The sequence below is a fragment of the Bradyrhizobium genosp. SA-4 str. CB756 genome, from assembly GCF_000473125.1.
In the GTDB taxonomy this organism is placed as follows: Bacteria; Pseudomonadota; Alphaproteobacteria; order Rhizobiales; family Xanthobacteraceae; genus Bradyrhizobium; species Bradyrhizobium arachidis.
This window is the reverse complement of record NZ_KI421499.1, coordinates 4,982,749-5,004,148: the sequence shown is the minus strand read 5'-3', so window position 1 is coordinate 5,004,148 and position 21,400 is coordinate 4,982,749. Positions and strand designations below refer to the sequence as shown.

Below are 21,400 nucleotides of genomic sequence, written 5' to 3'. Positions count from 1 at the left end.
CCTACTCGTCCTGTTTGGTCGCCCAATAGAGCAGGACCTGGTTGTCGGCGCGCTGGGTCAGTTTCACCTTCTTCGACACGCCCCAGGCGAGCGCCTGCTGGTGCAGCGGAACGTAGGCGTAGTCCTTGATTGCAAGCTCGTAGGCCTGCTTGATCAACAGATCGCGCTTGGCCACATCCGCCTCGAGGAGAACCTTGTCGGCGAGCTCGTCGAACTGCTTGTTGCAGTATCCGCCGAGATTGGCTTCGCCGCGGTTGGGATCCTTGGGATCTTCGCGGCAGCCCATGATGTCGTGCATCACGTTGTGGGAGTCCAGCGTATCGGGAGTCCAGCCCAACATGAACAGCGAGGTCTTGTAGCCGCCGGGCTTCAGCACCTTGGCGAAGTATTGCGCCTTGGGCTGCGCCAGCAGGTTCACCTTGATGTTGATACGGGCGAGCATGCCGACGATGGCCTGGCAGATCGCGGCGTCGTTGACGTAGCGATCGTTCGGGCAGTCCATCGTCACCTCGAAGCCGTCGGCATAGCCGGCTTCCGCGAGGAGCTTCTTGGCGGCTTCGGGATCGGGCTTCGGCCGGGTGAAGTCCTTCGACAGCGGATAAAGCTCCGGTGCGATCATCAACGCGGACGGCGTCGAGAGGCCGCGCATGACGCGGTTCTTGATCAGGTCGACGTCGATCGTCTTGTAGACGGCTTCACGGACGCGGATGTCCTTGAACGGGTTCTTGCCCTTGATGTTCGAGTACAGCAGTTCGTCGCGGGACTGATCCATGCCGACGAAGATGGTGCGCAGTTCAGGGCCCGTCAGCACGGTGGCGTTCGGGCTCGAATTGACGCGCTGGATGTCCTGGACCGGAACCGGTTCGATCACGTCCACCTCGCCCGACAGCAGGGCCGCGACGCGCGTGGCCTCCGAAGCGATCGGCGTGAAGATGATCTCCTTCAGATTATGTTCCGGCTTGCGCCACCAGTTCGGATTGGCCTTGAAGACGGTCTTCACGCCCGGCTGATGGCTCTCGATCATGAAGGGGCCGGTGCCGTTTTCATGGAGCGAAGCATAGCTCGGGGTCGTGGCGGCGGCTGGCGTCGGTGCCACCGCATCGTTCGCCTCTGCCCATTTCTTGTCCATGATGTACCAGGTCGCCCACAGCGCCGTCAGGATGGGATTGGGCGCGGTGAGGATGAAATCGACGGTGTAATCGTCGATCTTGACGACCTTGGCGTCGGCCGGAATTCGGCTCAGCAGGTTCGAGCCTTTGGCCCGCACGCGCTCGGCCGAGAACACCACGTCATCCGCGGTGAAGGGGTCGCCATTGTGGAATTTCACGCCCTTGCGCAGATGAAAGCGCCAGCGGGTCGGCTCCGGCGTCTCCCAGCTTTCGGCGAGCGCCGGGATGATCTTCAGGTCCTTGTCGCGTGTAACGAGACCCTCGTACACATGGCCGAGATGCGCATGAGTGGTTGACTCGTTCAGCGTGTAGGGGTCGAGCGACTTGAGCTCACCCTGGTTGGCATAGCGCAGCGTCTGGCTCGACGCCGGCGAGACCGCCAACGCAAGCGCACCGGCGAGCGTCGCCGCAAACAGACTTCGTCCGACTGACATTCTTGACCCTCTCCACTCGCCCGCGCCGGTGATTTTTGATTGTTCGGCGGGGCTGACTTATCCATGTTGCCCAGAGTTCTCGACCCGTGCAAGCGGCATTCCAGCAAGGAACGCGCCAAGTTGCACCGCTGTGCAGCAATGCTGACCGGTAATTTTGGGGCGAACGGGCAGCGGACGATATTCGACTTTGGACCCGTGACGTCCCGGGAAGACCGGTCGGTAACGCCCATGCCGGCGCCCGGCGAGCGCCCTTGTGGCGAAGCGATCTGATTGACCATACCTGCCGATTGCGCAGGCCCGCGCCCGGCCGCCCGTCTCAGGTCGCTTGCGTTGCACACCGTGTCGCGGCGATACTCTGGCAGGCCGCTCGAATCTGATCCGGAGGGGACATGAAGGTTAACATCGAAATCGACTGCACCCCCCTTGAGGCCCGCCAGTTCTTCGGATTGCCCGACGTGGCGCCGATGCAAACGGCGGTGATGGACAAGCTGCAGCAGCAGGTCCTGAGCAACATCGAGAAGATCTCGCCGGAATCGCTGGTGCAGAGCTGGTTCACCTTCGATCCAAAGATCGCCGAGCGGTTTCAGGACATGTTCGTCGCGATGGCCGGCCTCGGCGGCCCGCGCAGCGGCGACAAGAAGAAATAGTGGCGCCCGGGCGGGACGCGCCGCCGGAGACGGACCGGCTTCGTCCGCCGGCACTCGGCCTGCTGCTCGCCGAAGCCCGCGGGCTGTTCGAATTGAATGCGAGCCTGTTGCTGTCGCCCGTGCTGATGCGCGCGCCCAGGGGCGACGGCCATCCGGTGCTGGCGTTGCCGGGCTTTCTCGCCAGCGATCTCTCGATGGTACCGATGCGGCGCTATCTCAGCGAGCTCGGCTATGAGGCACATGCTTGGCGGATGGGCCGCAACCTCGGCGGTCTCGAACGGATGCGGGAGTCGCTGCGCGCCCGCCTGGCCGAGATCCATGCTGCGACGGGGCGCAAGGTCAGCCTGGTCGGATGGAGCCTCGGCGGCGTCTATGCCCGCGATCTCGCGCTCTGGGCGCCCGACAAGGTCCGCTACGTGATCACGCTCGGCAGCCCGTTTGCCAACGACGTACGCGCGACCAACGCCACGCGGCTCTACGAGGCGCTGTCCGGCGATCGGGTCGAGGATTTTGCCGAAGCGCGCGCGGCCATCGCGGGCGATCTGCCGGTGCCGGCGACGTCGATCTATTCGCGTGCCGACGGCGTCGTGAACTGGCGGACCTGCCTGCTCCGCCCCTCAGACCGCGCCGAGAACATCGAAGTCCACCTGGCGAGCCACATCGGGCTCGGGGTGAACCCCGCCGCGCTGTGGGCCGTGGCGGACCGGCTGGCGCAACCGGAGGGAGAGTTCTGGCCATTTGACCGGGCAGGGCCCTTTGCCATTGCATATGCCCCGCCGGAGCGGGCAGTATCGGCCTGACGAGAAGCGCCGGCAAAGGCGCCCGTCGAATATGAGTGGAGGGAACTATGGCTGACGGTAAGAAGCTGTCGTCGCTGGACGCGTCGTTTCTCTATCTGGAAACGCCTGAGATGCCGATGCACGTCGGCAGCATGGCGATCTTTCGCCTGCCAGACGATTACAAGGGCGACTTCTTCGAAGACTTCAAGGCGATGATCGTCTCGCGCCTGCACATCGCGCCGATCCTGAAGGCGCGGCTGGAGAAGGCCCCGCTCGACATCGACCATCCCTCCTGGGTCGAGGACGACCAGTTCGACATCGACCGCCACATCTTCCGCGCCAGCCTGCCGCAGCCGCGCGACCGCGCCACGCTCGAACGCATCGTCGGCTGGATGCACGCCAAGCTGTTGAACCGCGCCCGCCCGCTCTGGGAGTTCTACGTGTTCGAAGGCATGAAGGACAACGAGGTCGGGCTCTATTCCAAGATGCACCACGCCGCCATCGACGGCGGCGCCGGTGCGGCGCTGACCAACATGATCTACGACATTTCGCCGATCCCGCGACAGGTGGATCCGCCGACCGGCGGGTCGAAGCCCGGACAGGAGCCGCGCGACATCGCCGCGAACCTGCTCGATTCCTATCAGCAGCTGTTCAGCCAGCCACTCGATGCTTCGGCCGCGGCGAAGAACCTGCAACTGCCGCGCACCGGCAAGAGCGACATCGGCTCGATCCTGTTCGACAACGCGATGTACCAGATCGAGAGCGCGGTGCGCTTTGCCGGCAACATCCCGACCATGGTCAAGAGCGTCTCCGAGGTGCTTGGCAAGGTCTCCGATCCCAAATCGCGCGAGAGCCTCGCCAGCATGGTGTCGCCGCCGACCATGCTCAACAAGACCATCTCGTCCGAGCGGAGCTTCGCCGGCGTCTCGATCTCGCTGTCGCGGGCGAAGGCGCTGGCCAAGCAGGCCGGCGGCAAGCTCAACGACGTCGTGCTGGCGCTGGCCTCCGGCGTGGTCCGCCGCTACCTCCAGCAATATGGCACGCTGCCGGCAAAATCCTTGACGGCGGCGGTGCCGATCTCGCTGCGCGAGGAGGGCAACACCGAGGCCAACAACCAGGTGTTCGGCATGATCTGCGCGATCGCGACCAACATCGACGATCCCAAGGCGCGGCTGGAGGCGATCATCGCGCAGTCGACCAAGTCCAAGGAGATGTCGCATCCGCTGCGCGCCTTGATGCCGCAGGTCTCCAACATCTCGATGCTGGGCGCGCCGATCATGGTGCAGATCCTGGCGCTGCTGTATAGCCGCTCCAATTTGTCGGACGTGCTGCCCCCGGCGGCCAACATCACGGTGTCCAACGTGCCCGGGCCGCGGCAGACGCTGTATGCGGCGGGTGCCGAGCTGCTGCACATCTTCCCGGTGTCGATCTCGACGCACGGGCAGGCGCTCAACATCACCGTGCAGAGCTATCGCGACCAGCTCGATTTCGGCTTCATCGTCGGCGCCAACATCATCCCGCATGTGCAGGTGATGTGCGACATGCTGCCGGAGGAGTTTGCCGCGCTGGAGGCGGCCTATGCGCCGCCTGCGGCCGACGTCAAGGGCGCGGCCGAATAGCGAGTTGATCAGGAAGCGTATCATGATTGAGATGCCGCCGCTCCAGTTCGCGCAGTCGAACGGAATCCGCATGGGTTATTACGAGGCGGGTCCGGTCACGGACACCCCGCCAATCGTGCTGTGCCACGGCTGGCCCGAGCTCGCCTTCTCCTGGCGTTACCAGATCAAGGCGCTGAGCGAGGCCGGCATCCGCGTGATCGCACCCGATCAGCGCGGCTATGGCGCGACCGACCGGCCGGAGCCGGTCGAGGCTTACGATATGGAGCATTTGACCGGCGATCTCGTCGGGCTGCTCGATCATCTCGGCATCGACAAGGCGATCTTCGTCGGTCACGACTGGGGCGGCTTCGTCGTCTGGCAGATGCCGCTGCGGCATCCCACGCGCGTCGCCGGCGTCGTCGGCGTCAACACCCCGCATTGGGACCGCGCGCCGATCGATCCGATCGCGCTGTTCCGCCAGCGCTTCGGCGAGCACATGTATATCGTCCAGTTCCAGGACCCCGCGCGTGGGCCGGACAAGATCTTCGGCAGCCGCGTCGAAGAGACCTTCGACGCCTTCATGCGCAAGCCGGCCGCCCGCCCTCCGGGTGCGCCCGAGGAACAGCCGATTGCCGGCATTGGTGCTTCGCCCCGCATCAACCTGGCGTTCCCACAGATGATCGCGAATTACGACGCCAGACATGATCCGCGCACGCCGATCCTGTCGGCTGAGGAGAAGAAGGTGTTCGTCGACACCTTCACGAAAACCGGCTTCACCGGCGGCATCAACTGGTATCGCAATTTCACCCGCAATTGGGAGCGGTCGAAGGGGCTGGATCATCACATCCACGTGCCGTCGCTGATGATCATGGCCGAGAACGATGCGGTGCTGCCGCCGTCAGCGGCCGACGGCATGGAGAAGCTGATCGCCGACCTCGAGAAGTATTTGGTGAAGGACAGCGGCCATTGGACGCAGCAGGAGAAGCCGGAAGAGGTCAGTGCCAAGCTGATCGAATGGCGTACAAGGCGGTTTGGGTGATGACGCGGTCGTCGATGTGAGATTTAGACGTCGTTCCGGGATGGTCCGAAGGACCAGACCCGGAACCTCGAGATTCCGGGTTCTCGCTTCGCGAGCCCCGGAATGACGCGATCAGGGGGAAGCACTTTTCATGTCATCCAAGAACCGACTGAACCCGATTCCGCAGCCGCCGACCAAGCCGGTGGTCGGCAACATGCTGTCGCTGGATTCCGCTGCCCCCGTGCAGCACCTGACGCGGCTGGCCAAGGACCTGGGTCCGATCTTCTGGCTCGACATGATGGGCGCGCCGATCGTCGTCGTCTCCGGCCACGATCTCGTTGACGAGCTCTCCGACGAGAAGCGTTTCGACAAGACGGTGCGCGGTGCGCTGCGGCGTGTGCGCGCGGTCGGCGGCGACGGCCTGTTCACGGCCGACACCCGCGAGCCGAACTGGAGCAAGGCGCACAACATTCTGCTGCAGCCGTTCGGCAACCGCGCCATGCAGTCCTATCACCCGAGCATGGTCGATATCGCCGAGCAGCTCGTGCAGAAATGGGAGCGGCTCAACGCCGACGACGAGATCGACGTCGTCCACGACATGACCGCGCTGACGCTTGATACGATCGGCCTGTGCGGCTTCGACTACCGCTTCAACTCGTTCTACCGCCGAGACTACCATCCCTTCGTCGAGTCGCTGGTGCGCTCGCTCGAAACCATCATGATGACGCGCGGCCTGCCGTTCGAGCAGTTTTGGATGCAAAAGCGGCGCAAGACGCTCGCCGAAGACGTCGCCTTCATGAACAAGATGGTCGACGAGATCATCGCCGAGCGCCGCAAGAGCGCGGAAGGGATCGACGACAAGAAGGACATGCTCGCCGCGATGATGACCGGCGTCGATCGCTCCACCGGCGAGCAGCTCGACGACGTCAATATCCGCTACCAGATCAACACCTTCCTGATCGCGGGGCATGAGACCACCAGCGGCCTGTTGTCCTACACGCTCTATGCGCTGCTCAAGCATCCGGACATTCTCAAGAAGGCCTATGACGAGGTCGACCGCGTCTTCGGCCCTGATGTCAACGCGAAGCCGACCTATCAGCAGGTGACGCAGCTCACCTACATCACGCAGATCCTGAAGGAGGCGCTGCGGCTGTGGCCGCCGGCGCCCGCCTACGGCATCTCGCCGCTCGCGGACGAGACCATCGGCGGCGGCAAGTACAAGCTCAGGAAAGGCACCTTCATCACCATCCTGGTGACGGCGCTGCATCGCGATCCCTCTGTCTGGGGGCCGAATCCGGATGCCTTCGATCCCGAGAATTTCAGCCGCGAGGCCGAGGCGAAACGGCCAGTCAATGCCTGGAAGCCGTTCGGCAACGGTCAGCGCGCCTGCATCGGCCGTGGCTTTGCCATGCACGAGGCCGCACTCGCACTCGGCATGATCCTGCAGCGCTTCAAGCTGATCGATCACCAGCGCTACCAGATGCATCTGAAGGAAACCCTGACGATGAAGCCGGAAGGCTTCAAGATCAAGGTGCGGCCGCGGGCCGACCGCGAGCGCGGCGCCTATGGCGGGCCGATCGCGGCTGCATCCTCGGCGCCGAAGGCGCAGCGCCAGCCGACCACGCGCCCCGGCCACAACACGCCGATGCTGGTGCTGTACGGCTCCAATCTCGGCACCGCCGAGGAGCTTGCCACCCGCATGGCGGATCTTGCCGAGATCAACGGCTTTGCCGTGCATCTCGGAGCGCTGGACGACTATGTCGGCAAGCTGCCGCAGGAGGGCGGCGTGCTGATCATCTGCGCCTCGTATAACGGCGCCCCGCCTGACAACGCGACGCAGTTCGTCAAATGGCTCGGCGAGGACCTGCCGAAGGATGCCTTCGCCAATGTGCGCTACGCCGTGTTCGGCTGCGGTAACAGCGATTGGGCCGCGACCTATCAATCGGTGCCGCGCTTCATCGACGAGAAATTGTCGGGGCATGGTGCGCGCGCGGTCTATCCGCGCGGCGAGGGCGATGCGCGCAGCGACCTCGACGGCCAGTTCCAGAAATGGTTCCCGGCGGCCGCGCAGGTCGCGACCAAGGAATTCGGCATCGACTGGAATTTCACCCGCACCGCGGAAGACGATCCGCTCTATGCGATCGAGCCGGTGGCGGTGACCGCCGTCAACACCATCGTCGCTCAGGGTGGCGCGGTGGCGATGAAGGTGCTGGTCAATGGCGAGCTCCAGAACAAGGTCGGGTCCAATCCCTCGGAGCGCTCGACGCGCCATATCGAGGTGCAGCTGCCGTCCAACATCAGCTATCGCGTCGGCGATCATTTGAGTGTGGTCCCTCGCAACGATCCGACGCTGGTGGATTCAGTTGCCCGCCGCTTCGGCTTCCTGCCGGCCGACCAGATCAGGCTTCAGGTCGCAGAAGGCCGCCGCGCACAATTGCCGGTGGGCGATGCCGTATCGGTCGGCCGCCTGCTCAGCGAGTTCGTCGAGCTGCAACAGGTCGCAACGCGCAAGCAAATCCAGATCATGGCGGATCACACCCGCTGCCCCGTCACAAAGCCGAAGCTGCTGGCCTTCGTCGGCGAGGAGGCTGATACGCTAGAGCGTTACCGCACCGAGATCCTGTCCAGGCGCAAATCGGTGTTCGACCTGCTGCTGGAATATCCCGCCTGCGAATTGCCGTTCCACGTTTACCTGGAAATGCTCTCGCTGCTGGCGCCGCGCTATTACTCGATCTCGTCCTCGCCGTCAGTCGATCCGGCGCGATGCAGCGTCACCGTCGGCGTGGTCGAAGGGCCGGCGGCCTCCGGGCGCGGCGTCTACAAAGGCATCTGCTCGAACTATCTCGCCAACCGGCGCACGGGCGATACGATCTACGCCACCGTGCGCGAAACCAAGGCCGGCTTCCGTTTGCCGGATGACCCATCCGTGCCGATCATCATGATCGGCCCGGGCACGGGCCTCGCGCCGTTCCGCGGCTTTCTGCAGGAGCGCGCCGCGCGCAAGGCGAAAGGGGCCACCCTCGGCCCAGCCATGCTGTTCTTCGGCTGCCGCCATCCCGACCAGGATTTTCTCTATGCGGAGGAGCTGAAGGCGCTGGCGGCCGGCGGCATCACCGAGCTGTTCACGGCGTTCTCGCGCGCGGATGGACCGAAGACCTATGTGCAGCACGTGCTCGCCGCCCAAAAGGACAAGGTCTGGCCGCTGATCGAGCAGGGTGCGATCATCTATGTCTGCGGCGATGGCGGCAAGATGGAGCCCGACGTGAAGGCCGAGCTGGTCGCGATCCATCGCGAGAAGACCGGCAGCGATGCCGCCACTGGCGCACGCTGGATCGAGGACATGGGCACGAAGAACCGGTATGTGCTGGACGTCTGGGCGGGCGGGTGATTGTTCGCCCGATCGTGCTAAAGCTCCCTCATGATTCCCTGGGAAAAACTCGACACAGCCAAAATCCCCGGCTCCGACGAAGAGCTACGCCTGATGCGCCGGGGCAAGGAGTTCTCCATCAAGCTCGGCACCAACGAGCTGATGAACAGCCGCCTGTCGGGTTCCGAGGCCGCGCTCGCGACGCTCGCGGCGAAGAGAATCGAGAAGGTTGCCAAGCCTGTCGTCCTGATCGGCGGTCTCGGCATGGGTTTTACGCTGCGCGCGGCGCTCGCCGTGTTCGGCGCCAAGGCGAAGATCGTCGTCTCCGAGCTCGTGCCGTCGGTCGTTGCCTGGGCGCGAGGGCCGATGGCGGAGGTTTTTGGTGACAGCCTCGATGATCCACGCGTCAGCATCCGCGAGATCGACGTCGGCGAGATCATCCGGGCGAAGAGCTCGGCCTTCGATGCCATTCTGCTCGATGTCGACAACGGGCCGGAAGGGCTGACCCGGAAAGGCAATGACGCGCTGTATAGTGCGAGCGGGCTTAAAGCTGCAAAGACGGCGCTGCGGCCCGGCGGTGTGCTCGCGGTCTGGTCGTCGGGACCCAACCCCGCATTCACCAAGCGCGTTCGCAGCGGCGGTTTCGAGGTCAACGAAGTCAACGTCCGCGCGACCGGCAGAGGCGGTGGCGCGCGCCATGTGATCTGGATGGCGCGGAAGGGTTAGGCGACCATCCGGACTACGCGTCTCCGCTAGAACATCGTGTTGCCGTTCGCCGGGGTCTCGGGAATCTCCTGGACGACGTCCCAGTGCTCGACGATCTTGCCGTTCTCCAGCTTGAAGATGTCCACGATCGCGCGGCCCCTGGTGCCGGGCTCGCGAACGGAGTGAACGTGCAGGATGACGTAGTCGCCATCCACGAAGCTGCGCTTGATCTCGCTGTGCGAGTTCGGAAACTTTTCACGGAGGAAACCGATGAATTTCCGGAAACCTTCCGGACCATCGGCCGCATTGGGATTGTGCTGCACATAGCGGTCGCCGACATAGGCAAGGGCGGCATCGACGTCCTTCTGGTTGAGGCCCTTTTCGTAGAAGGCAAGCACGGCGGCGCGATTGGCTTCTTCCTGCGGGCTGCCGGCAATCGCAGCGCCGCCAGCGAAGGACAACGTGAGAATGGAGGCCGCAATCATTGCGACGGGCCGGACGATGGGATGCATGTGAACTCCGAGAGGCCGCAGCCCCTTTATCTTGCGACTGAGGGAGGCCTGTATAGCTTTCGCGCCGGCTTGCGTTAAGAGAGTAACCGGAAGCTCACATGGTCACCGTGAGGAGACCTGCCGGTCTACGCCGCCTTCGCCGCCGCGCCATGCGCGTGCTTGTCGATGGCGGCGATGATCTCCGGCCAGAAGCGCATCGGCAAAGCGTGACCCATGCCCTCGATCATCAGCAGCTTGGCGCCGGGAATGGACGCTGCCGTGTCCTTGCCGCCTTCGGGCCGCACCAGCGGATCGACCGTGCCGTGGATCACCAGCGTCGGTGTCTTGACGCCATGCAGGCGCTCCTTGCGGCTGCCGGAGGCAAGCACGGCGCGGAGCTGTCGGCCGACGCCGGCCGGATTGAGGCCGCGCGCGAACACGCGCTCGGCGCGGCCGGGGTCGAGAGCTTCCTCTTCCGGAAACGACCCGGCGCGCAGCACTTTCCAGGTCTGGCCGAAGCGGACGATGAACTCTTCCTTGCTCTGTGGCGGCGGCGCCATCAGCATCGCCGCGGCTTCGCGCGTCGGCGGCGGGATGCGTGGATTGCCGGTGGTCGACATGATCGAGGTCAGCGAGCGCACGCGCTCGGGAAACGACAGCGTCACCTCCTGCGCGATCATGCCGCCCATGGATGCGCCGACCAGATGCGCCGACTTGATGCCGAGCGCGTCCATCAGCCCGATCGTGTCCCTGGCCATGTCGATCAGCTTGTAGGGCGCGGCGACGGGAATCCTGAGGAAGCGCAGCTTCAGCAGCTCGAGCGGCGTCAGGCGCTTGCCGCCGGTGAGATGACTCGACTTGCCGATGTCGCGATTGTCGAAGCGGATCACACGAAAGCCGCGTGCGGCAAGTTGCTCGCAGAACCCATCGTCCCAATGGATCATCTGCGCCCCGAGCCCCATGATCAGCAGCAGCGGCTCGGCATTGTCGTTGCCAAAAATCTCGTAGCAGATGTCGATGCCGTTGGCGCGGACGGTCTGGGGCGGCTGATGGGTGGTCACGGGCGCGGTCCCTCCTGCTGATCGATGCTGTATCGCACGGTTTCGTTCCATGATGAAGCCGCGTGCGCGACACCGCGCCCGTGGCTTGCCGGTTGACCGGCATCGCGCAACGGTGTGGTATGGCGAGACAAGAAGGGTGCAAAGCCCTCCACATTGGGAGGACGCTGATGACCGACAAGATCACCGATCCGGTTGCCTTGTGGCAGCAGATGGTTGGCGAGATGGAGAAGGGTTTCAACTCCTTCGCGACCAAGGCCATGGAGACGCCCGAATTCTCGCAGGCCATGAACCGCGCTGGCGGCGTTGCTGCAGGTGCTCAGAAGCAATTCGGCGATCTCATGGAGAAATACCTGCTCTCCATGAACCTGCCGAGCCGCGAGCAGATGACCGGTATCGCCGAGCGGCTTCAGTCGATCGAGGGCCAGCTCGGTGAGATCAAGTCGATGCTGAGCCAGATGTCGGCCAGTTCGGGCGCGGAGCAGATTGGCGCTGCGCCGCGGCCGCCGCGCACGAAACGGCCGCCGTCCGAAGGCGGAGAGCAAGAATGAACGCGCCAACGGGACTTGATTTTGCAGCCATCCCGGAGCGCATCCAGTCCGAAGTGCAGCGCGCCATCATGCGCAGCATCAAGGGCGTCGAATATTTCTCCACCTCCGGTCCCACGCTCGGCTCCACGCCGAAGGACGTGCTGCATTCGCGCGGCACGATGAGTCTCTATCACTACCGGCCGATGTCGGACGAGATCTACCGCGTGCCGGTGCTGATCGTGATGGCGACCACCAACCGCGGCTACATTCTCGACCTCGTACCCGGCCAGAGCTTCATCGAGTTCCTGCTGAAGCGCGGCTACGACGTCTACATGCTCGACTGGAGCGCGCCGCGCCCAGAGGAGAAGAACCTGCGCATGGAGGACTATGTCCTCGACTTCATCCCGGATTGCGTGCGCCGCGTGCAAGCCGATTCCGGCGAGCAAGATGTCTCCGTCGTCGGCTATTGTTTCGGCGGCGTGCTGTCGCTGCTTTACGGCTCGATTTTCCCGGACGGGCCGATGAAGAATTTGATCTGCTTCACCACGCCGATCGACTTCCGCGAGATGAAGCTGTTCTCGAACTTCTCCGACCGTCGCTATTTCGACGTCGACCGCCTCGTCGACAGCGTCGGCAACGTGCCGCCGGAGATGATCCTGTCCTCGTTCGAGATGCTGCGTCCGGCCTCGCGCACGGTGAGCCAGATCCAGCTCTGGGAAAACATCTGGAACGACGAGTTCGTGAAGTCCTATCGGATGTTCGACCGCTGGGCGACCGACACGCTGCCGCTGGCGGGCGAATATTTCCGCACCATCACCAAGGATCTGATGTGGGACAACAAGCTGTTCAACGACACCATGTCGGTGGGCGGCCGTGCGGCGAAGCTCGAGGACATCAAGGTGCCGATCCTGCATGCGGTCGCCGAGCACGATCACATCGTGCCTTATGACGCCGCAAAGCACCTGATCGCCAAGATCGGCTCGGCGGACAAGGAAGAGGTGATGCTGAAGGGCGGTCACGTCTCGCTCGTTGCGGGCGCCAACGCGGTGAAGCGGCTGTGGCCGAAACTGGACTCCTGGCTGGGGAAGAGATCGACATGAGCGAGCAGCGTTCCTATCCGCGTCACGTCAAGACCGACGCCGGCGACATCGAGATCCGCCTGATGTCGCCCGCGGACGAGGCCGCGGTGCTGGCCTTCGGCAAGGGCCTGCCGACCCATGATTTGTTGTTCCTGCCGCGCAATATCAGCGAGCCAAAGGTGCTGTCGGCCTGGGTCAAGGAGATCGAGCGCGGCGCGATTCAGAGCCTGCTCGCCGTCAAGGACGGCAGGGTGGTTGGCTGCGGCACCTTGGTGCGCGATCCCCACTCCTGGTCGCCGCATGTCGGAGAGATCCGCATGGTGGTCTCGCCCGATGTGCGCGGGAAGGGGGTGGGAAAGGCGGTATCGCAGGAGACCTTTGCGCTCGCGCTGGGCGCGGGCCTCGAAAAGCTCTCGGTGCAGATGACGGTGGACCAGCAGGCGGCGATCGCGCTGTTCGAGAGCCTCGGCTTCAAGGCCGAGGCGCTGCTGCGCGATCATGTCCGGGACGTCGATGGCAAGACCCACGACATCGTCGTGCTCGGCCACAACATCGCGCAGGTGCAGGCCCAGATGGAGGCCTACGGGTTGCCGGGCGCGGTCCAGCATTAGGGCGCCGTCCAGCAAACAAAAAGTGGAATTCAACCCCATGCACAGTAGGTAGGGGCCACGAAGGCAGCAGATTGCCTCCCGTTAAGGCTGTTCACGATCTCGTGATATCGCAGTGCAATAAGAATATTGCACCGCACAATTAACTATGCCATATAAGCCGTGCCCCGGGCCAATGCGGACGGGGTGAGCCCATAGCTCAACCCAATGAGGATGGAGAGAACCCCATGACCACTGAAACCAACACTGCTTTCGAGGGCTTCAAGGACGCTTTCAAGAACATCCAGAATCTGGAAGTTCCCGAGGCCGCCCGCGAATTCGTCAAGAAGACTGCCAACACCGCCAAGGACCGTGCTGCCGAGGTGTTCGCTGGCTCCGAGCGCGTGACCGCCGCCGTCGAGAACGCGGTGACCGAGTCCGTCACTGAAGCCGGCAAGATCAGCCGCAACATCCAGCAGGCGATCTACGAGGACGCCGAGGCGTTCTTCTCGGGCATCGACAAGCTCGCGTCGGCCAAGTCGGTCAGCGAAGCCGTCGAGATCCAGTCAAGCCTGCTCCGCGCCCGCGGCGAAGTGTTCGTTTCGCGCGCCAAGGCGACCGCCGACTATCTCGGCAAGCTCGCCGCCAACGGTGCGAAGTCCGCTCAGGACAATTTTGCCAAGGTCTACACCAAGACTGCCTGATCCGGCGCCCTGAGTAGAGAAACTGAATTTGAGGCCCGCTTCGGCGGGCCTTTGTTTTTTGCGCCGCGGTCATCACCACTTGTCATTCCGGGGCGCCCGAAGGGCGAACCCGGAATCTCGAGATTCCGGGTTCGGTCCTGCGGACCGCCCCGGAATGACGTACTCTAGAATTTATCATGAACGCACCCGCCACCTTCACCTTCGACACCCCCGGCGACGCCGAACGCGCGGCCGAGCTGCGCCGCGTGAAGGCCTTGGCGACGTTGGTGCTGGCCTCGACGCTGGCGCTGTTCATCCTCGCAAAATGGCTTCTGCCCGTGCATCCCGTGTTCGGCTTCATCGCCGCCTTCGCGGAAGCCGCGACCATCGGCGGGCTCGCCGACTGGTATGCGGTGGTCGCGCTGTTCAAGCGGCCGCTCGGCCTGCCGATCCCGCATACCGCGATCATCCAGAGCAACCAGGCCCGCATCGCCGACAAGCTCGGCGAGTTCATCCAGGTGCATTTCCTCGAGGCCGGTCCCGTCGAGGCCAAGCTGAAGGAGATCGATTTCGGCTCCTTCGTCGCCGACTGGCTGCGTGACCGCAAGCGCAGCGACGATCTCGCGCGTTTCGCGCTGCGCCTGCTGCCGGAAGCCGTCTCCGCGACGGAAAGCTCGGGCCTGATGACCTTCATCGTCCGCCGCATGTCCTCGCAGCTCCAGGCCATCGACCTCGCGCCGCTCGCGGCCGGCACGCTGCGCGGCTTCGTCGCGGAGGGGCGGCACCAGATCCTGTTCGACGATCTCCTGCGGGTGATGCACGAGACGATGAACCAGAAAGAGACGATGGCGATGATCCGCGACAAGGTGCGCGCGGAATTGCCGACCCTGCTCAAGCTCTATCGTGCCGACAAGTTTCTGGTGAACAAGATCGTGTCGTCCGCCACCGCGTTCTTCAACGAGGTGCGCAGCGATCCCAAGCATCCGTTCCGCGGCGAGTTCGATCGCATGGTGCTGAGCTTCGTCGATCGCCTCGGCACCGATCAGGCCTATATCGGCCGCATCGACGGCTTGAAGCGTGATCTGCTCGCGCGCCCCGAGCTTGCCGAGCTTGCCCGTACCGTCTGGGCCAACATGCGCTCCTTCATCGAGCGCAGCGCGAGCGGCGAGACGCAGGTGCTCCAGCATCATCTCGCCGGCATGTTCGTTTCGGCAGGCGATGCGCTCGCCGCCGATGCCGAGCTGCGCGGCGAGATCAACCAGGGCCTGGTGACGGTGCTGCGCAGCTTCGTCGCCGACCAGAAGAGCGGCGTCTCGACCTTCATCTCCGACCAGGTCAAGGCGTGGAATATGACGCAGCTGATTTCGCTGATCGAAATCAACATCGGCCGCGACCTGCAATACATCCGCTTCAACGGCTCGCTGATCGGTGGGCTCGCCGGCCTTGCGCTCTACTCCGTAGAATTCCTGCTTCGATTGTTGTGACTTTTGCGTCACGGCCGTTAGCATTAACGCGCGGGCCTATTGTCGCCTTGCGTCTCTCCCGCTTGAATGTCGGGAACCGGCCGCCTAGCTGATTCATGTTGCGCTGCGGAACGTTCAAGAAGCCGGCGTATTGGAATTCATGCCCATTGCCGGCATCGCGACCGGCGCCTTCTCCAGGGGATCCATTGATGACCGCTACTGCCCAGACGCTGCGTCCGCCATCCCGTACTCTGATGTTCTTGGAAGGGCGCGCGATCCACGAGTTCGGCGCATTCCTCGGCGCACTGCCGCTCTTGAGCCTCGCGCCGCGCGGCGACGGGCATCCGGTGCTGGTGCTGCCGGGCCTCGTCGCTTCTGATGAGTCCACGCGCGCGCTGCGCACGTTCCTGACCAGCAAGGGCTATGCGGTGAGCGGCTGGCGCCAGGGCCGCAATTACGGCCTGCGCCCGGGCGTGCAGCATGCGATGGTCGATCTGGTCGAGGAGCTCAGCGACAAGCACGGCCGCAAGATCAGCCTGGTTGGCTGGAGCCTCGGTGGCCTCTATGCGCGCCAGCTCGCCAAGATGATGCCCGAGCGCGTGCGCCAGGTGATCACGCTCGGCAGCCCCTTCGCGGGCGATCCCAGGTCGACCAATGCGTGGCGCGTCTATGAATGGGCGAGCGGCCGCCGCGCCGACGAGGTCGATCCGCAGTTCGGCGGCGAACTCGCGGTGCCGCCGCCGGTGCCGACCACCGCCATCTTCAGCCGCACCGATGGCGTTTGCGCCTGGCAGGGCTGCATGGAGAAGTCAGGTGCGCAGACCGAGAGCATCGAGGTCGAAAGCAGCCATTGCGGCATGGGCCATCATCCCGCCGCCGTCTATGCCGTCGCCGACCGGCTCGCGCAGAAGGAGGGCCAGTGGCGCCCGTTCGATCGCAGCGGCTGGCGTAGCCTGGCCTATCCCGACCCGCACAGGTAGTGCGCTTCTTCGCCTCGCCCCGCTTGCGGGGAGAGGTCGGATCGCTCTTGCGATCCGGGTGAGGGGGTACAGGTCTCACGTCCATCTCATTCGCGGAGAGAGGCCCCTCACCCCAACCCTCTCCCCGTAAGAACGGGGAGAGGGAGAGTAAGCGTCGCTCCCGTCCATTGTCGCGCCTGCACCAAACGCGCTATGCCTCGCGCATGGCGCATCCGCTCTCACGCATCATCGACCAGCTCAAGCGCGAGCCGTCGCGCACCGGCTCCATCGTCATCACCGTGTTCGGCGACGCCATCGTGCCGCGCGGCGGTTCGGTGTGGCTCGGCACGCTCTTGGAGTTCTTCGAAGGCCTCGACATCGACAGCGGCGTGGTGCGCACCGCGATGTCGCGGCTTGCCGCCGATGGCTGGCTGACGCGCGAAAAGGTCGGCCGCAACAGTTTCTATCGCCTCGCCGACAAGGGCCGCCAGACGTTTGAAGCCGCGACGCGCCACATCTACGATCCGCCGCCGTCGGACTGGACCGGGCGCTTCGAGCTGCTGCTGATCGGCAATGGCGAAGACCGCGACGCCTCGCGCGAAGCGCTGCGCAACGCCGGCTTTGGCAGTCCGCTTCCCGGTGTCTGGGTCGCGCCGTCAGGCGTGCCGGTGCCGGAGGAGGCCGCGGGTGCGATCCGTCTCGAAGTCTCCGCGGAGGACGACAATGGCCGCCGACTGCTCAGCGCGAGCTGGCCGCTGGAGCGCACCGCGGACGCCTATCTGAAATTCATGAAGACCTTTGAGCCGCTCCGCGCCGCGATCGCGCGCGGTACGGATCTTTCTGACGCCGACGCCTTCACCGCGCGCATCCTCTTGATCCACTATTACCGCCGTGTCGTGCTGCGCGATCCGCTGCTGCCCGAGAGCCTGCTGCCGGGGGACTGGCCGGGCAGGGCGGCTCGCGCGCTCTGCGGCGAGATCTATCGCGCGCTGCTTGCCCCGTCCGAACAATGGCTTGATGGCCATGGAACCAACGAAAAGGGGCCGCTGCCACCCGCCCGAAAGCTCCTGGAAAGGAGGTTCGGCGTCTGATCTTTATGTTACAGAAATATCTTGCATGACGTAATTTCTGTTATATATTGCCTCCCAATAAAACGGGAGGACGCGCATGTACACCCAGGCGCTGAACACGGCCGAGACTGACGATCGCGGTCTTGAGGACGCAGGCCGAGCTGCGCAGTTCCAGGCCCGCATCGATGCCGAGGAGCGCATCGAGCCGAACGACTGGATGCCGGCGGCCTATCGCAAGACGCTGACCCGCCAGATCTCCCAGCACGCCCATTCCGAAATCGTCGGCATGCTGCCCGAGGGCAACTGGATCACGCGCGCGCCGACCTTGCGCCGCAAGGCCGCGCTGCTCGCCAAGGTGCAGGACGAGTGCGGCCATGGGCTGTATCTCTACGCCGCCGCCGAGACGCTCGGCACCTCGCGCGAGGAGCTGGTCGATGCGATGCTCGCCGGCAAGGCCAAGTACTCCTCGATCTTCAACTATCCAACGCTGACCTGGGCCGACATCGGCACGATCGGCTGGCTGGTCGATGGCGCCGCGATCATGAACCAGATCCCGCTGTGCCGCTGCTCCTATGGCCCCTATGCGCGCGCGATGATCCGCGTCTGCAAGGAGGAGTCGTTCCACCAGCGCCAGGGCTACGAGATCATGCTGACGCTGTGCCGCGGCTCGGACGAGCAGAAGGCGATGGCGCAGGACGCGCTGAACCGCTGGTGGTGGCCGGTGCTGATGATGTTCGGTCCGCCTGATGCGACCAGCCAGCACAGCGACACCTCGACCAAGTGGAAGATCAAGCGCTTCTCCAATGACGAGCTGCGCCAGAAATTCGTCGATGCAACCGTGCCGCAGGCGCAATATCTCGGCCTCACCATTCCCGATCCCGGCATGATTCAGGACGCCGACGGCCACTGGCGCTACAGCGAAATCGACTGGACCGAGTTCAAGCAGGTGCTCGCCGGCAACGGCCCCTGCAACCGCGATCGCATGGCCGCGCGCCGCAAGGCGCACGACGAGGGCGCCTGGGTGCGCGAGGCGGCGGCCGCTTATGCGGCCAAGCGCGCGCAGCGTCAGACCGCGCAAGCCGCGGAATAAGGAGATCAATATGGCCACGCCGAACACGCCGCTGTGGGAAGTCTTCATTCGCAGCCGCAACGGGCTCGCGCACAAGCATGTCGGCTCGCTGCATGCGAGCGATGCGACCATGGCGTTGCAGGCCGCCCGCGACATCTACACCCGTCGCGGCGAAGGCCTCTCGATCTGGGTCGTGCCCTCGACCGCGATCACCGCGAGCGATCCCGCCGAGAAGGGTATGATGTTCGAGCCGGCGGAATCCAAGATCTACCGGCATCCGACGTTTTACGAGGTGCCCGAGGAAGTGGGGCACATGTGATGGCGACCGCCAACATCCAGGTCTCGGAAACGCCGCTGGTGCTGTACGCGCTACGCCGGGCCGATGATGCGCTGATCCTCGGCCACCGGCTGTCGGAATGGTGCGGTCACGCGCCGATGCTGGAAGAGGACATGGCACTCTCCAACATCGCGCTCGACCTGATCGGCCAGGCCCGCGAACTCTACACCTACGCGGCCAAGGCTGAAGGCAACGACAACGACGAGGATAAGCTCGCGTATTTGCGCGACGTCCGGCAGTACCGCAACCTGCTGCTGGTCGAGCAGCCCAATGGCGACTTCGCCCAGACCCTGGTGCGGCAGTTCTTTTATTCCGCCTTCGCCGACCTCTATTGGCGCGCGATGATGACTTCGCGCGATACGACGCTCGCAGCGATTGCTGCCAAGTCGGAGAAGGAGAGCGCCTATCACCTGCGTCACGCTTCGGAATGGATCATCCGGCTTGGTGATGGCACGGATGAAAGCCACAAGCGCGCTCAGGCCGCGATCGATCACCTCTGGGCCTTCACCGGCGAGATGTTTGCCGTCGATGATGGCGAGCGCGCGCTGATTCATGCCGGTATCGCCATCGATCCCGGCACCTTGCGCGGCCGTTGGCTGACGACGCTCTCGGGTGTCGCCAGTGAAGCAACGCTCCAGTTGCCGCAGAACGACTGGATGCAGCAGGGCGGCCGCGCCGGCCGCCACAGCGAGCATCTCGGCCATCTCCTGTCCGAACTGCAATCGATGCAGCGCACTTTTCCGGGGCAGACATGGTGACGGTGCTGGAGCGCGATAGCGAGTTGCGCCGGCGCGCCTGGGATGCCGCGGCGAGCGTGGTCGATCCCGAGATTCCGGTGCTGACCATTGCCGACCTCGGCGTGCTCCGCGATGTCGTTCTCGACGGCGATCATGTCGAGGTCGCGATCACGCCGACCTATTCGGGCTGCCCGGCCATGAATATGATCGCGCTCGAAATCGAGGTTGCACTGGAGCGCGCTGGTTTTCAGCGTCCGAAGGTGCGCACGGTGCTGTCGCCGGCCTGGACCACCGACTGGATGAGCGAAGAAGGGCGCTGCAAGCTGCGTGCTTACGGCATCGCGCCGCCGCAAGCTTCAAGTTCACGCCGGGCGCTGTTCGGCGAGGAGGCCGTCGCGTGCCCGCAATGCGGCTCTGACAAGACGGAATTACTGTCCGAATTCGGCTCGACCTCCTGCAAGGCGCTGTGGCGCTGCAAGGCCTGCCGCGAACCCTTCGATTACTTCAAGTGTCATTGACCATGTCAGCAGCCGCACCACGCTTCCATCGCCTGGCCGTCAACGACCTCCGCCGCGAAGCGTCGGACGCCGTCTCGATGACCTTCACCATCCCCGGCGAACTCGCCGGTGATTACGCCTTCACGCCCGGCCAGTACCTCACGCTCCGCACCATGCTGGACGGCGAAGAGGTCCGCCGCTCCTATTCGATCTGCTCCGGCCCTGATGACGGCGAGATCCGCATTGCCGTGAAGAAGGTCGACGGCGGCGCGTTTTCGAGCTGGGTCGCGGATGAGCTGAAATGCGGCGACGAGCTCGACGTGATGACGCCGACGGGCCGCTTTGGCGTGGTCCCGCCTGCCGAAGCCGGGCGCATCCATGTCGGCTTCGCCGCGGGCTCCGGCATCACGCCGATCCTGTCGATCGTCAAGGGCATCCTCGTGCGCGAGCCGGGCAGCCGCTTCTTCCTGTTCTACGGCAACCGCGCGACCGACAACATCATGTTCCTCGAGGCGCTGGAGGAGCTGAAGGACCGCTTCATCGACCGCCTTTCGATCTTCCATGTCATCTCCGGCGAGGAGCAGGACATCCCGATCCTGCATGGCCGGCTCGATGGCGAGAAGGTGAGGGTGCTGCTGCGTTCGCTGGTGCCGGCTTCAAGCGTCGACCACGTCTTCATCTGCGGTCCATCCGGTATGAGCGAAGAGATCGAGGCAACCTGCCGCGGCCTCGGCATCGCCGACGAACGCATCCATGTCGAACGTTTCGTCTCCGAGTTCGGCGGCAAGCCACGGCCGAAGAAGGAAGTTGCACCCGACGCGCCGCCGAAGGCGATCGCCTCCCTAATCATCGACGGCAAGCGCCGCGACGTGCCGGTCGCGGAGGACGAAGCCATCCTCGATGCCGCGCTGCGCGCCGGTGTCGATCTGCCCTTCGCCTGCAAGGGCGGCATGTGCTCGACCTGCCGCGCAAAGCTGGTCGAGGGCGAGGCGCCGATGGACCTCAACTATTCGCTGGAACCCTGGGAGCTGAAAGCCGGCTTTGTCCTCACCTGCCAGGCCAAGCCATCCTCCGAGCGGGTTGTGGTCGACTACGACCACGTTTGACAGTTTTGACCAGGCAG

Annotated in this window: 21 protein-coding genes; 18 read left to right on the top strand and 3 right to left on the bottom strand. The window is 64.4% G+C overall.

Annotated features, from left to right (window positions below; genetic code table 11):
- Position 1: 1 nt before the first annotated feature.
- Positions 2-1,603 (bottom strand): ABC transporter substrate-binding protein, encoded by a 1,602-nt coding sequence (locus BRAGE_RS0124400; protein ID WP_027558567.1) that lies wholly within the window; start codon positions 1,601-1,603, stop codon positions 2-4.
- Between the two features lie 389 nt (positions 1,604-1,992).
- Between BRAGE_RS0124400 and BRAGE_RS0124395 the strand changes: the two genes are divergently transcribed.
- From BRAGE_RS0124395 to BRAGE_RS0124370, 6 genes are all read left to right on the top strand, one after another.
- A complete protein-coding gene (locus BRAGE_RS0124395) occupies positions 1,993-2,250 on the top strand; it encodes a DUF6489 family protein (protein WP_027558568.1) in 258 nt (85 codons plus the stop codon).
- Positions 2,250-3,050 carry an esterase/lipase family protein gene (locus tag BRAGE_RS0124390; RefSeq protein WP_027558569.1) on the top strand — a complete coding sequence of 267 codons (801 nt, stop codon included), beginning with the start codon at positions 2,250-2,252 and terminating at the stop codon, positions 3,048-3,050. The genes BRAGE_RS0124395 and BRAGE_RS0124390 overlap by 1 nt, the downstream gene beginning before the upstream one ends.
- Positions 3,051-3,097: 47 nt before the next feature.
- Positions 3,098-4,648, top strand: coding sequence for a WS/DGAT/MGAT family O-acyltransferase (locus tag BRAGE_RS0124385; RefSeq protein ID WP_027558570.1), 1,551 nt, complete (start codon positions 3,098-3,100; stop codon positions 4,646-4,648).
- 22 nt (positions 4,649-4,670) lie between these two features.
- Positions 4,671-5,666, top strand: coding sequence for an alpha/beta fold hydrolase (locus tag BRAGE_RS0124380; RefSeq protein WP_027558571.1), 996 nt, complete (start codon positions 4,671-4,673; stop codon positions 5,664-5,666).
- A 130-nt stretch (positions 5,667-5,796) separates the two neighbouring features.
- Positions 5,797-9,033 carry a bifunctional cytochrome P450/NADPH--P450 reductase gene (locus BRAGE_RS0124375; RefSeq protein ID WP_027558572.1) on the top strand — a complete coding sequence of 1,079 codons (3,237 nt, stop codon included), beginning with the start codon at positions 5,797-5,799 and terminating at the stop codon, positions 9,031-9,033.
- A 30-nt stretch (positions 9,034-9,063) separates the two neighbouring features.
- Positions 9,064-9,738, top strand: a complete 675-nt coding sequence (locus tag BRAGE_RS0124370) for a spermidine synthase (protein WP_027558573.1) — start codon at positions 9,064-9,066, stop codon at positions 9,736-9,738.
- Between the two features lie 26 nt (positions 9,739-9,764).
- Here the strand turns inward: BRAGE_RS0124370 and BRAGE_RS0124365 are convergent, their stop codons facing one another.
- Positions 9,765-10,229 (bottom strand): nuclear transport factor 2 family protein, encoded by a 465-nt coding sequence (locus BRAGE_RS0124365; protein ID WP_027558574.1) that lies wholly within the window; start codon positions 10,227-10,229, stop codon positions 9,765-9,767.
- Positions 10,230-10,354: 125 nt separating this feature from the next.
- A complete protein-coding gene (locus tag BRAGE_RS0124360; RefSeq protein WP_027558575.1) occupies positions 10,355-11,269 on the bottom strand; it encodes an alpha/beta fold hydrolase in 915 nt (304 codons plus the stop codon).
- 167 nt (positions 11,270-11,436) lie between these two features.
- Here BRAGE_RS0124360 and BRAGE_RS0124355 point away from each other — a divergent pair, with 167 nt between their 5' ends.
- The 12 genes from BRAGE_RS0124355 (at position 11,437) to paaE (ending at position 21,383) form a co-directional block, all read left to right on the top strand.
- Positions 11,437-11,817, top strand: coding sequence for a hypothetical protein (locus BRAGE_RS0124355; protein ID WP_027558576.1), 381 nt, complete (start codon positions 11,437-11,439; stop codon positions 11,815-11,817).
- Positions 11,814-12,896, top strand: a complete 1,083-nt coding sequence (locus BRAGE_RS0124350; protein WP_027558577.1) for a PHA/PHB synthase family protein — start codon at positions 11,814-11,816, stop codon at positions 12,894-12,896. Before BRAGE_RS0124355 ends, BRAGE_RS0124350 begins: the two co-directional genes overlap by 4 nt.
- Complete coding sequence (locus BRAGE_RS0124345; protein WP_027558578.1) at positions 12,893-13,486, top strand: GNAT family N-acetyltransferase; 594 nt, start codon at positions 12,893-12,895, stop codon at positions 13,484-13,486. The genes BRAGE_RS0124350 and BRAGE_RS0124345 overlap by 4 nt, the downstream gene beginning before the upstream one ends.
- Positions 13,487-13,710: 224 nt before the next feature.
- On the top strand, positions 13,711-14,166 hold the full coding sequence (locus tag BRAGE_RS0124340; RefSeq protein ID WP_027558579.1) for a phasin: 456 nt from the start codon (positions 13,711-13,713) through the stop codon (positions 14,164-14,166).
- A 176-nt stretch (positions 14,167-14,342) separates the two neighbouring features.
- The gene (locus BRAGE_RS0124335) at positions 14,343-15,629 is read left to right on the top strand and encodes a DUF445 domain-containing protein (protein ID WP_027558580.1); all 1,287 of its coding nucleotides are present in this window, start codon (positions 14,343-14,345) and stop codon (positions 15,627-15,629) included.
- A gap of 188 nt (positions 15,630-15,817) precedes the next feature.
- On the top strand, positions 15,818-16,588 hold the full coding sequence (locus BRAGE_RS0124330; RefSeq protein WP_027558581.1) for an esterase/lipase family protein: 771 nt from the start codon (positions 15,818-15,820) through the stop codon (positions 16,586-16,588).
- Between the two features lie 203 nt (positions 16,589-16,791).
- Positions 16,792-17,658 (top strand): phenylacetic acid degradation operon negative regulatory protein PaaX, encoded by an 867-nt coding sequence (gene paaX / locus BRAGE_RS0124325; RefSeq protein WP_027558582.1) that lies wholly within the window; start codon positions 16,792-16,794, stop codon positions 17,656-17,658.
- 76 nt (positions 17,659-17,734) lie between these two features.
- Positions 17,735-18,727, top strand: a complete 993-nt coding sequence (gene paaA / locus BRAGE_RS0124320; RefSeq protein WP_027558583.1) for a 1,2-phenylacetyl-CoA epoxidase subunit PaaA — start codon at positions 17,735-17,737, stop codon at positions 18,725-18,727.
- 10 nt (positions 18,728-18,737) lie between these two features.
- Positions 18,738-19,025, top strand: a complete 288-nt coding sequence (gene paaB, locus BRAGE_RS0124315) for a 1,2-phenylacetyl-CoA epoxidase subunit PaaB (protein ID WP_008136594.1) — start codon at positions 18,738-18,740, stop codon at positions 19,023-19,025.
- Complete coding sequence (paaC, locus tag BRAGE_RS0124310; protein WP_027558584.1) at positions 19,025-19,801, top strand: 1,2-phenylacetyl-CoA epoxidase subunit PaaC; 777 nt, start codon at positions 19,025-19,027, stop codon at positions 19,799-19,801. Before paaB ends, paaC begins: the two co-directional genes overlap by 1 nt.
- Complete coding sequence (gene paaD, locus BRAGE_RS0124305; protein ID WP_027558585.1) at positions 19,795-20,298, top strand: 1,2-phenylacetyl-CoA epoxidase subunit PaaD; 504 nt, start codon at positions 19,795-19,797, stop codon at positions 20,296-20,298. The genes paaC and paaD overlap by 7 nt, the downstream gene beginning before the upstream one ends.
- Positions 20,299-20,300: 2 nt before the next feature.
- Positions 20,301-21,383 (top strand): 1,2-phenylacetyl-CoA epoxidase subunit PaaE, encoded by a 1,083-nt coding sequence (paaE, locus tag BRAGE_RS0124300; RefSeq protein WP_027558586.1) that lies wholly within the window; start codon positions 20,301-20,303, stop codon positions 21,381-21,383.
- The last annotated feature ends 17 nt before the right edge of the window (positions 21,384-21,400 follow it).

Excerpts from the sequence above, each read along its gene's own strand:
- BRAGE_RS0124365 (WP_027558574.1), bottom strand. The coding sequence starts at position 10,229 with ATGCATCCCATCGTCCGGCCCGTCGCAATGATTGCGGCCTCCATTCTC.
- BRAGE_RS0124355 (WP_027558576.1), top strand. The coding sequence starts at position 11,437 with ATGACCGACAAGATCACCGATCCGGTTGCCTTGTGGCAGCAGATGGTT.
- BRAGE_RS0124395 (WP_027558568.1), top strand. The coding sequence starts at position 1,993 with ATGAAGGTTAACATCGAAATCGACTGCACCCCCCTTGAGGCCCGCCAG.
- paaD (WP_027558585.1), top strand. The coding sequence starts at position 19,795 with ATGGTGACGGTGCTGGAGCGCGATAGCGAGTTGCGCCGGCGCGCCTGG.
- paaC (WP_027558584.1), top strand. The coding sequence starts at position 19,025 with ATGGCGACCGCCAACATCCAGGTCTCGGAAACGCCGCTGGTGCTGTAC.
- paaB (WP_008136594.1), top strand. The coding sequence starts at position 18,738 with ATGGCCACGCCGAACACGCCGCTGTGGGAAGTCTTCATTCGCAGCCGC.
- paaA (WP_027558583.1), top strand. The coding sequence starts at position 17,735 with ATGTACACCCAGGCGCTGAACACGGCCGAGACTGACGATCGCGGTCTT.
- BRAGE_RS0124385 (WP_027558570.1), top strand. The coding sequence starts at position 3,098 with ATGGCTGACGGTAAGAAGCTGTCGTCGCTGGACGCGTCGTTTCTCTAT.
- BRAGE_RS0124345 (WP_027558578.1), top strand. The coding sequence starts at position 12,893 with ATGAGCGAGCAGCGTTCCTATCCGCGTCACGTCAAGACCGACGCCGGC.
- BRAGE_RS0124330 (WP_027558581.1), top strand. The coding sequence starts at position 15,818 with ATGACCGCTACTGCCCAGACGCTGCGTCCGCCATCCCGTACTCTGATG.
- BRAGE_RS0124350 (WP_027558577.1), top strand. The coding sequence starts at position 11,814 with ATGAACGCGCCAACGGGACTTGATTTTGCAGCCATCCCGGAGCGCATC.
- BRAGE_RS0124370 (WP_027558573.1), top strand. The coding sequence starts at position 9,064 with ATGATTCCCTGGGAAAAACTCGACACAGCCAAAATCCCCGGCTCCGAC.
- paaE (WP_027558586.1), top strand. The coding sequence starts at position 20,301 with ATGTCAGCAGCCGCACCACGCTTCCATCGCCTGGCCGTCAACGACCTC.
- BRAGE_RS0124375 (WP_027558572.1), top strand. The coding sequence starts at position 5,797 with ATGTCATCCAAGAACCGACTGAACCCGATTCCGCAGCCGCCGACCAAG.
- BRAGE_RS0124335 (WP_027558580.1), top strand. The coding sequence starts at position 14,343 with ATGAACGCACCCGCCACCTTCACCTTCGACACCCCCGGCGACGCCGAA.
- BRAGE_RS0124380 (WP_027558571.1), top strand. The coding sequence starts at position 4,671 with ATGATTGAGATGCCGCCGCTCCAGTTCGCGCAGTCGAACGGAATCCGC.
- BRAGE_RS0124340 (WP_027558579.1), top strand. The coding sequence starts at position 13,711 with ATGACCACTGAAACCAACACTGCTTTCGAGGGCTTCAAGGACGCTTTC.
- paaX (WP_027558582.1), top strand. The coding sequence starts at position 16,792 with ATGGCGCATCCGCTCTCACGCATCATCGACCAGCTCAAGCGCGAGCCG.
- BRAGE_RS0124400 (WP_027558567.1), bottom strand. The coding sequence starts at position 1,603 with ATGTCAGTCGGACGAAGTCTGTTTGCGGCGACGCTCGCCGGTGCGCTT.